Source organism: Alteromonas sp. G4i13 (assembly GCF_054960505.1).
Genome location: NZ_JBHNYX010000001.1, coordinates 17,595 through 30,079, shown reverse-complemented (window position 1 = coordinate 30,079; position 12,485 = coordinate 17,595). Strand labels below are relative to the sequence as shown.

11 protein-coding genes are annotated in these 12,485 nt (G+C 46.4%); 6 read left to right on the top strand and 5 right to left on the bottom strand.

Annotated features, from left to right (window positions below; all coding sequences use genetic code 11):
- Nucleotides 1–82 precede the first annotated feature (82 nt).
- Both ACFI6J_RS00150 and ACFI6J_RS00145 read right to left on the bottom strand, forming a co-directional pair.
- Nucleotides 83–1,318 carry a general secretion pathway protein GspB gene (locus tag ACFI6J_RS00150; protein WP_342291104.1) on the bottom strand — a complete coding sequence of 412 codons (1,236 nt, stop codon included), beginning with the start codon at nucleotides 1,316–1,318 and terminating at the stop codon, nucleotides 83–85.
- A complete protein-coding gene (locus ACFI6J_RS00145; protein WP_168532564.1) occupies nucleotides 1,311–2,222 on the bottom strand; it encodes an ExeA family protein in 912 nt (303 codons plus the stop codon). Before ACFI6J_RS00145 ends, ACFI6J_RS00150 begins: the two co-directional genes overlap by 8 nt.
- Before the next feature lie 219 nt (nucleotides 2,223–2,441).
- On the opposite strand from ACFI6J_RS00145, the gene ACFI6J_RS00140 reads away from it, so the two are divergent.
- The 6 genes from ACFI6J_RS00140 (at nucleotide 2,442) to hemW (ending at nucleotide 8,911) form a co-directional block, all read left to right on the top strand.
- Nucleotides 2,442–3,620 (top strand): CCA tRNA nucleotidyltransferase, encoded by a 1,179-nt coding sequence (locus tag ACFI6J_RS00140; RefSeq protein WP_342291105.1) that lies wholly within the window; start codon nucleotides 2,442–2,444, stop codon nucleotides 3,618–3,620.
- Between the two features lie 13 nt (nucleotides 3,621–3,633).
- A complete protein-coding gene (locus tag ACFI6J_RS00135) occupies nucleotides 3,634–4,668 on the top strand; it encodes a WD40 repeat domain-containing protein (RefSeq protein WP_462585563.1) in 1,035 nt (344 codons plus the stop codon).
- A 274-nt stretch (nucleotides 4,669–4,942) separates the two neighbouring features.
- Nucleotides 4,943–5,656, top strand: coding sequence for a hypothetical protein (locus tag ACFI6J_RS00130; RefSeq protein WP_342291107.1), 714 nt, complete (start codon nucleotides 4,943–4,945; stop codon nucleotides 5,654–5,656).
- A 73-nt stretch (nucleotides 5,657–5,729) separates the two neighbouring features.
- Nucleotides 5,730–6,956: an ATP-dependent RNA helicase SrmB gene (srmB, locus tag ACFI6J_RS00125; RefSeq protein ID WP_014948476.1), complete on the top strand. Its 1,227-nt coding sequence runs from the start codon at nucleotides 5,730–5,732 to the stop codon at nucleotides 6,954–6,956.
- Between the two features lie 220 nt (nucleotides 6,957–7,176).
- Nucleotides 7,177–7,779, top strand: coding sequence for an XTP/dITP diphosphatase (locus ACFI6J_RS00120; RefSeq protein WP_239259726.1), 603 nt, complete (start codon nucleotides 7,177–7,179; stop codon nucleotides 7,777–7,779).
- Nucleotides 7,772–8,911 (top strand): radical SAM family heme chaperone HemW, encoded by a 1,140-nt coding sequence (gene hemW / locus ACFI6J_RS00115; protein WP_338357078.1) that lies wholly within the window; start codon nucleotides 7,772–7,774, stop codon nucleotides 8,909–8,911. The genes ACFI6J_RS00120 and hemW overlap by 8 nt, the downstream gene beginning before the upstream one ends.
- A gap of 101 nt (nucleotides 8,912–9,012) precedes the next feature.
- Here hemW and ACFI6J_RS00110 read toward each other — a convergent pair whose 3' ends face one another.
- The 3 genes from ACFI6J_RS00110 to ACFI6J_RS00100 form a co-directional block, all read right to left on the bottom strand.
- Nucleotides 9,013–9,807, bottom strand: a complete 795-nt coding sequence (locus tag ACFI6J_RS00110) for a YggN family protein (RefSeq protein WP_014975812.1) — start codon at nucleotides 9,805–9,807, stop codon at nucleotides 9,013–9,015.
- A gap of 311 nt (nucleotides 9,808–10,118) precedes the next feature.
- A complete protein-coding gene (locus ACFI6J_RS00105; protein WP_014948472.1) occupies nucleotides 10,119–10,691 on the bottom strand; it encodes an Lcl C-terminal domain-containing protein in 573 nt (190 codons plus the stop codon).
- A gap of 2 nt (nucleotides 10,692–10,693) precedes the next feature.
- Complete coding sequence (locus tag ACFI6J_RS00100) at nucleotides 10,694–12,472, bottom strand: Lcl C-terminal domain-containing protein (protein WP_039224958.1); 1,779 nt, start codon at nucleotides 12,470–12,472, stop codon at nucleotides 10,694–10,696.
- Nucleotides 12,473–12,485: the final 13 nt, after the last annotated feature.

Here is a 12,485-nt window from a genome sequence, read left to right as displayed (position 1 = left end):
GCTACTAGAGCTGGCCTAAAAACTGTCAACCTAGCTTAGGACGGGTCACTTGTTAGTGTTTTTTGGAACTAACAGATAGTAATTACCAATCGGTTAACGCCGCCATAGTAAAAATTTCATTTTCGAAAGCAAGCACTACACGTTGCGCTTCAATATTGACGATCTGCACTCTATCGGCAATCCAGTCGCCCTCACCTATTTGACGGCCATTGACCCTCACCCATCTATCGGCAGGACGAGACGCATACATATGCGCGCTAAAATTCATGGTAGGAAGTCGTGTTAATAGGCGAACAGGCAGTTGGTCGACACGGGGTAGCTCATCTTTTACCGTCACCCTTGTTTGCTCTTCAGCGGGGGCGCCATCTTCTGCTTTCGAATCTAATGCTGCAACAGCAGCGTTAAATCGCGCCATAAGCTCTGGCGACACCGATACATCAGATTGAGACACCTCTTCATTTAGTACTTTTCCTTCGTACGCGTCTGAAGACGCGGTTTGTCTTGAGTTCGTTGAAGAGTTGCGTGCAGAGTCATTATTTGAGTCAGCACCAGAGCGCTGCGAGACATCATTGTTATTGCTAGCTTGAGTGTCTGTTGCGCTTGAGTTTGTGCCAGAGACAGCGCTTAAGTTCTCAACAGGCGGGTTACTGCCGTTAGCTTGCATGCCTTGTTGAACGGCCGCCACGTTACCAGAATTATTACTAGCAACTGTACTTGAACCTATGTCTTGTCCGCTTTGCAGAGCGTTAGGGGAAGCTGGCTTATTTGAATTGTTTGAAGGGCCCGGTGCTCCATCACTATCTAGCGTAGACTCTGAAGAGTCCCCGACTGTACCAACCGGCGAATCAGGGCGTTCAGGTGTTGTTACCGAAGCAACACTCTGTGCCGTAAACATTGGCCACCAACGCTCTACAGTAGCCGCAGTGAAACCAATACACGCCCCTCCCAGAATAACTACAGCAAAAAGTGCTGCTTGCTTGGTATATAGTTTCCACGCCGATGGCAATCCTTCTACCGTGGGTAAAAACAGGCTTCGGTTAAACTGCTCGTTAAGGGATTTATCAAATTTGGCGGTAGTGTCGTGCTCGCCGCGAAGCAAGGCTTGGGTTTGTGTTCTATGATGAACTACAGGCGCTATTTCCACAGTTTGCTCAGGATCTATCTCTACCTCTTGCACGCCCATTTCAGACAATCCCTGCACCATAGCATCGCTTGTCACTAAACCCGACTTTCTAATTTTAACTGGCCCATTTTGCTTGGTAATTTGAACAATCACCATACCGGGTTTCAAATGGTCAATGGCAACGATATTAGACATACAAACTCCCTAATCCGTAGCCGAAAATGATGGCCAAAATAAACGCCGATGCGAGATACCATTTACGCTGGCTTTGCACGCGCTGACTGACAACATCTTCACCTAGAATTTGCTCTGCCGCGGCCAAGAATATAGGCTTTTGCACAACCGCATGCTGCTTAGTAAAAGATAAGGTTAACGCCCGATCGCACAGCAAATTAATTACCCTTGGAATCCCGCCCGTAATTTGATGCACCGCGCGCAATGTAGACTTACTGAAAATACTGATATCACCTTCAGCCACGCTTAAGCGGTGTGCTATGTAAGCACTGACTTCTGGCGCAGTTAAGGGCAGCAGATGATAACGAGCGGTAATGCGTTGAGCCAGCTGACGTAATTCATTACGCTTTAACAACTGCTGTAATTCAGGCTGACCTATCAATACCACCTTTAACAGTTTTTCACGATTCGTTTCTAGGTTGGTCAATAAACGAAGTTGTTCTAGTACTTCGGGCAACAGATGCTGCGCTTCATCAACCATTAGTACCGTATTCATGCCTGACTGATGATTCTCTGCTAACTTAGACAAAATCAAATCGGTGAAATACTTAAGGCTTGCTTTTTCAGGTGTATAAGCCAAGCCTAGCTCATCACAAACCGTTGCTAATAGCTCAAGGGCGGATAAGGTTGGATTCAAAATCATGGCTACCTGCGTATTATCGGGTAGCTGCTGCAACAGTTTTCTCGATACCGTTGTTTTTCCCGTGCCCACTTCTCCGGTGAGCATTACAAAACCACCGCTTTCTCTGAGGCCAAAGGTCAAATGGGCCAAAGCCTCTTTGTGCCTTGGGCTCATATACAAATAATCGGGGTTAGGCGCAATCGAAAAAGGATTGTCATTTAACCCGAAGTAGTTCAAATACATGGTTGCTGAAGCGCCTATCTGTTTTAATTTTTAACGACGATTAAACTACCAGACGCAACCTTGAAGTGAAAGCGCATAACGATGTGGCTACGAATTTTATTTGTAACATTGCTATACTGCGCCTCTGTTACCTTGGGAAGGTTGATTTTCGTTACACGTCAAAAGTCGATATATTCCCAATCTAAAAAGTATTACTGACTAAAAAATCGTTGGAAGAGCATGCAAATATATCTCGTTGGTGGCGCAGTGCGTGACGCACTGTTAAACAGAAAGGTTGTTGAACGCGACTATGTCGTGGTGGGCGCCACGCCGGAAGAAATGCTCAGCCAAGGTTTTACCCAAGTAGGCAAAGACTTCCCTGTTTTTTTACACCCTAAAACACAGGAAGAATACGCACTTGCACGTACAGAACGTAAGTCAGGAAAAGGTTACACCGGTTTTGTATGCGATGCGTCGAGCTCGGTCACGTTAGAAGAAGATTTGTTACGCAGGGACCTTACCGTTAACGCGATAGCGCAAGACAACCTTGGAAACCTTATCGACCCCTATGGTGGTAAAAAAGATTTAGAAAACCGCCTACTTCGCCACGTATCTGAAGCCTTTAGTGAAGACCCTTTACGCGTATTTCGCGTTGCTCGGTTTGCCACCCGCTATGCTTATTTGGGGTTTACTATCGCCACTGAAACCATGGCTCTTATGCAGTCTATGGCGCAAAGCGGCGAGCTAAGCACGCTAAGTGCAGAGCGGGTATGGCAAGAAACAAAGCGCAGTCTTTTAGAGAAAACACCGCATGTTTTTTTCACTGTATTAAACCAAGCCCATGGCCTCAATGACTGGTTTACTGAGCTTGAAAGAAACGTAGATACTGCTCTGGAAACGTTAAAAACGGCGGTAGCACTAGAAAAGGCTGAAAACGAAAGCGTTGTTAAATACACGGGTTCAGAAACCCCATTACCTGAAAGTAGCGATTCAGAAACCGCTAGGCTGATAACAAGGTTTACTGCCCTGCTCACTCACCTTAATGAGGAAGAAGCGAAACAGTTATGCAGTCGGCTCAAAGTGCAAAACCAAGTTAGTGAAATCGTCAGCCTTGCCTGCAAATTCAAAGGCTTTCTTTTGAACGCGCAGAACTCGCCCGCCGATTTACTTGCCCTGTTCAATGGCTGTGATGCGTGGCGAAGAGAGGAACGTTTCACATTATTACTTAGCGCTTTTGCGCCTTATGCTCATAACAAGGGCATAGATTGGCAACGCCAACGAAAGCGCATTGAAAATGCATTATCAGCCGCCAACCAAGTGAACGTGCAAGATATCATTGCCACGGGCGTTAAAGGCCCTGGAATAAAAGACGCGCTTAACCGGGCAAAGCTATCCGCTATTGCCTCTATTAATACATAATTGTGCTAAAGCAATGATCGAAAGAAAAACGTACGGACGCTTTCTCTCACCTTTAGCGTCACCACTTTTTTATTTACTTTTCACCGTTCTCCTTGCGCTTTTTGGTTGCACTGAAGAGACGCGCGTATTACCTGTTCACGAGTTTCGCTTTACCCAAGAGCCAGTGAGGAAAGCTGCGCTTTCGGAGGATGCCCGTCTTGCGGCATTCATTTTTGACGACTCCTCGGTGTCTGTTTGGGATGTAGATGAAAAACGAGAGCGCTACAAATGGCACAGTGACGTGCTTGATGAAGAGTCACTGCACCTAATTACGTTTTCCAAAGACAAGGCATGGTTAGCGCTCACAGGCTATTGGAGCACTACACTGATTAACTTGCGCTCAGGTGACGTGGTAGGTAGTTGGCATTTTAGTGGTATAGATCCCGGCGCCACAGCGTCATCAACTTCCCTATCCCACCATGGTGACAGCGCACTAGTTGGTATGACCGACGGTACCGTATTGCTACTAAATTTTGATAACAGCACTGCATTGCAATACCAGCACAATATAATGAAAGTGCTTCATGTAGGCTATTTTTCTGATGACTATGCGTTTTCTGGAGGGATAGATAAGCGCTGGTTTCTATGGGATTTAGACAAAAACGATGTGTTGCTAGAAAGGCAATATCGCAGTCGAGTTACCGCTTCAGTGCTAGACAATAGAGCTCAGCGAGCTTTTATATCCGATGCGCTGAACAGCCACGAAATTATTGATCTCGCCACCCATGAAGTGATCTCTGAACTACAATTTATGGAACGTTTCCGCTTTTTCCGAAAAGGGTTATTTTTAGAAAACGGTGACTACCTTATGACAACATCATCCAAATCAGTGGTGACGCTATGGCATGCTAACTCTGGCGAAGAGATAGCCTCATGGGAAATTAAACGCTACTCAAGCGAAGCCACCACTCACGCTATTACACTTAACAAGGATGGTGATGTTGTTACCCTCTCCTCTGATGGCGTGCTTCAAAGCTGGGATTACCGCGCACTGATTACATCACTGTGATATACCTAATGCTTATACCGTCCCTCACAGCCTTTGCCCCACCTTTTTGCTAACAAGTTTTCGTTTACACAACTTAAGCATGTCGCTATTATCTAATTTAGATTACAAATGTAATCCTTAACTATATTTGTGCGTTCTTGTGCAACAGTTGCTCGCTAGTTATTCGTTGCTTGTTCGCAGCTCGTTAAATAACAACGTCAAAGCGCGCTTCGCTTTAAACAAACGATTCGCCCTATTAAATGAAAAAATCTGGCATCGGCTTGGAGATTCTTAAGTGAAAAAAACAATAATAACGTACCTTATAACTTTAGCTTTTCCCCTTGTAGTTAGTGGATGTGCAAGCCCCCCAACCGTCTACCTTTATGGCAAATATCTTGAGCTGTCCAAAGTTCAAGCCTTATCTGAACAGTTAACGGACCAAGGCTTGAATGTTGAAGTAAACGACTTTGATTTTCCTACATCCGTGTCTACAAATACGTTGCTCTATTCATTGCTGCTACAATCACCAGAAGCAATCGACAATACCACTAGAATCGCAGAGCATGCGGGTTACTCTATAAACCGTGTCCAATCACTCACTCAAGGCAATCATTGGTATACTAAAAACTCTTTGGCGCTGTTCGTGTTTCCTGACGGCAATCGCCCCCACGGAACCCTCCTTGCCCAAGATCTTATCCATAACTATATCGCCAATGGATGTGGTAACGGCGAGCGCCTCACGCTGTACAAAGACGGTACGTATACCCTCACACTTCAAACGCCCACATCTTCAGAAGACGTAAAGGGTAAATGGAAGTATCGCCAGTTTCCTTACCTAGAGCTTCAAGAACCAAATTCACCGTACGCCAACTACTACTTCGAAATTTCACGGGTTGAAAGTGAGGATAAAGTGAGTAAGCTCGATTTAACGCACTTGCACTTACTTAACGCCAACAGTACCAACCCGTTAGCGTCAGAATGTGTATTTACCTACGGTGTGCGAATTTAACGCCAGTTTTTCTCAATGTTTTGGTATAGCAATGCTACAATACGCCCCATTCATTTAGAGCGTTTTTTATACTATGACTTTCGAAGAACTCGAATTAGACGAAGCACTGTGTCACGCAGCTGCCGATATGGGGTTTGAAACCCCAACTAGCATTCAAGAACTGGTTATCCCGCATGCGTTGGATGGACGAGATATCTTGGCCTCTGCTCCTACAGGTACTGGTAAAACAGCCGCTTTCTTATTGCCTGCATGCCAGTTTTTACTTGATTATCCGCGCAGACAGCCTGGTGCTACACGTATTTTGATCCTAACGCCTACCCGCGAGTTAGCGCTACAGGTTTATGAACAAGCCCTAGCCATAACAAAGCATACACAAATTGTGTGCGGGGTAATAACCGGTGGTATTAACTACGGTACCGATAAAGAAACCTTAAGCAAGAATCTCGATATTCTTGTGGCCACGCCAGGTCGTTTGCTTGAGCATATCGAAAAAGAAGCCGCAGATTGCCGTGATATCGAGTGTTTGATCCTTGATGAAGCTGACCGCATGTTGGATATGGGTTTCTCAACGGTAGTTAACCAAATTGCTGCCGAAGCGCGCTGGCGCAAGCAAAACCTATTGTTCTCTGCCACGCTTGAAGGCAAAGGCGTTAAGACTTTCGCTCATGACATTCTCAACAATCCTGAAGTGATTGAAGCGAACCCATCGCGTAAAGAGAAGAACAAAATTCATCAGTGGTATCACCTTGCTGACGACATGAATCACAAGCAAGCATTGCTGGTGAATATTTTGAAGCAAGAAACAACGACGTCAGCGGTTGTGTTTGTGAAAACCCGCGAACGCCTGCAAATGCTTAAGGACTTCTTAGCCTCGAAAGATATCCCAGTGTGCTGGCTACAGGGTGAAATGCCACAAGACAAACGTATTGCAGCGCTAGCCCGTTTCAAAAGTGGTGAAGTACCTATCTTGCTGGCAACGGATGTTGCTGCCCGCGGTATTGATGTGCCTAACGTGAGCCATGTTATTAACTTCGACATGCCGCGCAAAGCCGACGTTTATGTTCACCGCATTGGCAGAACCGGCCGCGCTGGCGCCAAAGGTACTGCAATATCTTTGGTTGAGGCCCACGATTTTGACATGGTAGCCAAAACCGCACGTTACATGGGCGAACCACTTAAAGCTCGCGTTATTGACGAGCTACGCCCTAAAAACAAAACGCCTAAAATTGGCCCGAAAAAGAAAAAAGTAAAGGCCAAAGACAAAGCCAAGGCAAAAGCTAAGCCTAAAAAGAAAAAGTAAAACTTGAGCACGTAGAGGGTGAGCGATGCGACGGCCGAAGGTTGGGAGTGGCTTTCGCAAACACGCGGTAAACACATCCATGTGCGCTCCGCTGCCGCATCCCTGCGGCAGAGGGTTTGCTCAAACCACTCCCAACGTTCGTCCTGAATAACCTAAAGTAACCCGATGAATGTGTTTGAGCTTATTTCAGGAGCAAAGAAAAAACGAGGAGTCTGGCACAATGAAATTCCCAGAAAAAATTGTTTTAGCCACAGGTAATCAAGGCAAGGTGCGAGAGTTTGCATCCTTATTTGCAGATTACGGCGTAGACGTTGTGGCGCAAAAAGAATTAGGTGTATCTGATGTGCCTGAAACAGGTACAACATTCGTTGAAAATGCCATTATTAAAGCGCGTCATGCGGCACAAGTAACAGGCCTCCCTGCTATTGCTGACGACTCAGGTTTAGTAGTCGACGCCCTTGACGGTGCACCCGGTATCTATTCAGCCCGCTATGCTGGCGCTGATGCAACTGATGACACCAATATTGACAAGCTATTAGCTGCCCTAGATGGCGAAACCCAGCGTAAAGCGCATTTCTTCTGTACATTAGTGTTTATGCGCCATGCTGACGACCCAGTACCATTAGTTAGCCAAGGTAAATGGCAAGGCGAAATTTTAACTGCTCGCTCTGGTAACGACGGTTTTGGTTACGACCCGGTATTTCACGTGCCAACTCATGGCTGCACTGCGGCAGAATTGGAGAAAGCCGAAAAAAACCGTATTAGCCATCGCGGCAACGCCTTAGCGATTTTGCTTGATAATATGAGAGCGACTTTTGCGTAATCCTCCGCTTAGCCTTTATATCCACATTCCTTGGTGTGTTCAAAAGTGTCCGTACTGTGACTTTAACTCTCACGGGCTTAAGTCTGATTTACCCGAGAAAGAATATGTGGCGCACCTGCTGGACGATTTAGCCATTGATGCCAAACGCATTGGCGACCGCCCTGTCGAGACAATCTTTATAGGCGGTGGCACGCCCAGTTTGTTTTCAAGCGAGGCCATGGCTGACATCTTAAACGGCGTCAAACAGCGGGTTAACTTAAGCGACACTGCTGAAATAACCATGGAAGCCAACCCAGGCACCGTCGAGGCAGGTAAGTTTGCGGGCTTTTATCAGGCAGGCGTAAACCGAATATCGGTGGGCATTCAAAGCTTTCAGCCGAAGCATTTAAAAGTGCTAGGCCGTATTCACAACGAAAGCCAAGCTGAAAATGCGGTAAAACAAGCACACAGCGCGGGGCTACCTACGTTTAATTTAGATCTCATGCATGGTCTACCTGAACAAAGCGTAGAGAATGCTATGGCAGATTTGAAGCAAGGCATTGAGCTCACGCCTTACCACTTGTCGTGGTACCAGCTTACCATCGAGCCAAACACGCCTTTCTATTCAAAGCCGCCAGAACTGCCAGACGACGACATCCTGTGGGAAATACAGGAAAAAGGCCACAGCCTCTTAGAGCGTGCAGGCTATCACCAGTACGAAATTTCAGGCTACGCCAAAGCCGGGCACCAATGCCGCCATAACCTGAATTACTGGCGTTTTGGCGACTACTTAGGCATTGGCTGTGGTGCCCACGGGAAGATTACCGATGCCGCTAACGGCACAATTCATCGTACCGTTAAAGTGAAGCATCCAAGAGGCTATATGGAAATGAGCCGCCCGTATTTAGATACGCAAACGCTGGTTAGTGCAGACGACCTACCGTTTGAGTTTTTTATGAATAGGTTTCGTTTAGTTGAGCCTTGCCCGATGAGTGATTTTAGTGACTTCACAGGTACTGAGTTAACGGATGACGTTAAACGCGCACTGTCTGATGCTCATCACCAAGGGCTGCTTTCTATTTCAGATAGCCACTGGCAGGTAACTGCTAAAGGACGTAGATATCTCAACTCTCTGCTGTCGTGCTTCGTATAATCTTGCCCATTAGAGCCAACCAAAAAGCTAGATCAAAAAAGCCTGCTCACGCAGGCTTTTCAGTCTTTAACCAGAATTAGTACACGTAATACTTATTTCAACTAGTTTTCACTCTTATCATGTCGCGTAATGATATTGTAAGGCTTGAATGCAGGCACACTTGCTCGAAGGTTCTCTTCCGCTACGTCTAAGCGTTTGAGCTTTTCACAAAACCACTCTGCCTTTTTACGCAATGTCGTAGCTTTATCACCCACATCAAGATGCTCGCCCACGTTATTAAGCTGACGAGTAATTTCCGCTACTTTCTCTTGATTTACTTCGCCACTTCCGGTGTTAATGCCGCTGATTGCCGATAATATACCGCCTACTGAGGTAGAAATTGCTTCCTCAAGCTGCGCTTCAATTTCACTATCCACGAATTCATCAACGCTTTCCAGTGATCCTGGGCCAATAAAATAATGATTACTGGCATGCCTGAATTTATCTTTCACGCGGTTTTGAACACGCTTCATAGCAGCATTCAAACGCTCATAGCTGTCGTGATCACTGCCTACTAAGCCTAGATAAACATGCTCAATGGTATCAATAGCTAAATCTACACCTTCGGTGGCCAAAATAATCATTTTTGGTACTACATAGTGTAACCCTGAAGAATACTCTTCTAGCCACTGCCGTTCTTGCTCATTCAAGGTTTGCCAACGTCCACCTACAAAAAGCTGGTTTTGGTCATTAATCTGAACTACGGTGCGGGTTTTATCCATTACGCGAAGCTGTTCGTTATTAACGGCAATACCGTAAGCAAAATCGATATTACAGGTATATTCAGCCTGCGCCGATGTGCTAAGTCCAGCGAATAAACAAATTGTAAAAAGGGCAGCCTTAAGGCTCGATATCATTTTCATACCAACATTGTGGCTAGCTTACTGGGAAATAAAAAGCCATCATGAGTCTAACGTGCTAAAAATCAGGTTGAACATGTCGATATTATCAATCTACTCAAAACGCAGGTTGATACTAGGGCCTGTAGACTTTTGTTATTCACCAAAGGTCAACAGGCTCTAAGCAAGAGTGTCGATTTTCTTTAAAATTGACGTTCAAACCAAAAAAACAAAGCACGCATTATAGAGCGTGCTTTGTTGATAAAAAGTCTAAGGGTCAGATACTAGACGAAAGACTAATACGAAGCGGTGTAGATCTTTATCTACACCTATTCGTTGGTGTAGGTGCGCACCAGTCGAACGTAAATGAAACGGTCTTTCTCTTTAATCGAATGGCTCGCATTAAAGAACGCAACAACCCAGGCTCTGTCTGGATCATCTGCCGAAGGGGTAGAAGTCCAAAAATCATCCGGAGGCGTAGCTGGGAAAAGGGAGCTATTAATCGCCGGGCGTACGCAGTCGCGTTCCGTTAAGGTGGCCAACTCTTTAACGTTGGGCAAGCGCCATCCTAGCAGGTCTTCGTTACTCGCCTGCTGCGCAAGTTGTAGCGCCTGCTGCCACGTATACTTCACCGCTTCACCACTGCAAGTTGAGCCGTCCCAAGTTTGCCCTTCGGAACATCGTCTCCATACTAAATCTGTGGTGGTATCCAACAAAGTACTGGTAGTCACTGCTTCAAAATTATCGTTGGGCGTGGTTTCTAGTCCATCAGACAAGCACTCTTGGGCGAAAGCTGAAAGCGATGCACTAGCAAGCAACGTCGAGGCCGCAACCATTTTGAGTGTAGTTAGCACTGCGCTTTTCAGTACGCGTTGAGCGGATTTATTAACTTTATTGCTCATGACTATCTCCCTGCTCTTACAAGACGAACACGCGCCGCTGATGACTTATTAAGAAAGTTATCGACACCTGAATCGAAATCCAATGCCCATGCATTTTGTGCATCATCACTGTTTACCCCATCAGCACTTGGCACTGAGGTCCAATACCATAGGGGCTCGGTAGAGACTGCACCGGTGTTAGGGAAGTAATCTTCATCAATGGCCACGTCGTCGGCAATGCCTAAATGCATTAACGAAAAGAGTTCATGGTGAGTAGGTAGCCGCCAGTCGTAAAAACCACACAGCCCTTGTGCGTTAACCGCCTGTACATATGCAGAGGTATTACAGCTGGTTAATAAGCACGTTGCATTCGCGCCTGTCTGGTCGCCCTCAAAACCGCCATTTACCTCTTCGCTGTACCAAGAATAGGTGTAGTCTTTATCTTGAAATGCTCCATCGTCAGTTTTAACTTCCCACACCAATCCGGTGACATTGTCACGAACGCACGACCACGTATCTGCGCTGGCGTCTTGTTCGTCGCCATTGGCATTTAAACGGGTAAAGTCGAAGCCGGCTTTACCACGCCCAGCTTTTTCAATTAAGCCGTTCTGTTCAATAATATCAGCTCCGCGTTGTCCGTCTTGGCCAGGAAAATCATTTTGCTGCGCCTCTGTTAACGCATTATTGGTGGCTTGCTGCAAAAATCCCGTGTCGTTCAATAGCGGCGTCGGCATGGGGCGTATTCTAACGTTAATGGTGTCTTCAACACTGTTGTTGTTAGCGTCTGTTACAGTAAGTGTATAGGCCACCACAGTCGCGGTGGATACGGAAGGGGCAATAGCAAACGTAGATAGTGCATCGTTGTCATCTACTGGGCGAGCTGCCACTCCCGTGTTTGCCCCATTGTTAGATGTAACGTTGTTACTGCGCTCCCAAGAATAAGTAAGCGGTAAAGCACTGGGAATACTGGTGCTTGCTTCACCATCCAAAATAACCACCTCACCACTGAAAACGCCTTGCGAGAAGCCTGCATCAACCACAGGCAGTGTCTCGGTTTCAGACTGCACTGAGATTGTCACTGTGTCTACGTCGGTTGCACCTTCGCTATCAGTTACTTCAAGTTGAAAAGTGAGTTCCTGAGACTCGTTAGCGATAGGCGTAGTAATTGTTAAGGTAGAAAGGTTCGTTTCCACCCCCGTAATAACGTTAGTGCCGCTGGTTTGAGACCAAACATAATCGGCAATTTCGCCATCGGACGTAGATGAGTCAGTATCGCTGCTTCCCGTGCCATCAAAAATAATTTCAACACCGCCTGGGAAAGTATTTGCTGGAAGGCCTTCCCACGCAGGCACATCAATACTTGCTTCCGGCGCTATGTTTACCGGCGCAACAGTAATTACCGTGAAGTCACTAGCCGTATTACCGCTTTGATCGTTTACCGAGACGGTAAGCGTGTATTCAGTGGCGCTATTAACTAACGGCGCGACGAAACTCGCTGCAGAAGCGCTGGTGTCTTCATGTGTAATGGTCAGCGATGGAGAAGCGCTCCAGTTGTACGTGTACGTGCCATCACCACCACTCACTTGTGCACTTAGTGAATAGGTCACGCCTTCCGTTACGGTAGCGTTAGCGCCTGCATTAACAACTAAGTTGCCATTACCAGATCCCCCACCACTAGAGTCACCATCTCCGCCTCCGCCACCACCGCAGGCTGCTAGAATGAAAGCACCACCAATAACTGCAAGCCCGCGTATTACGGTGCGAGGAAGGTAGCTTGAAAATGAAGACGAACTTGATTGCATACGTACTCCCATC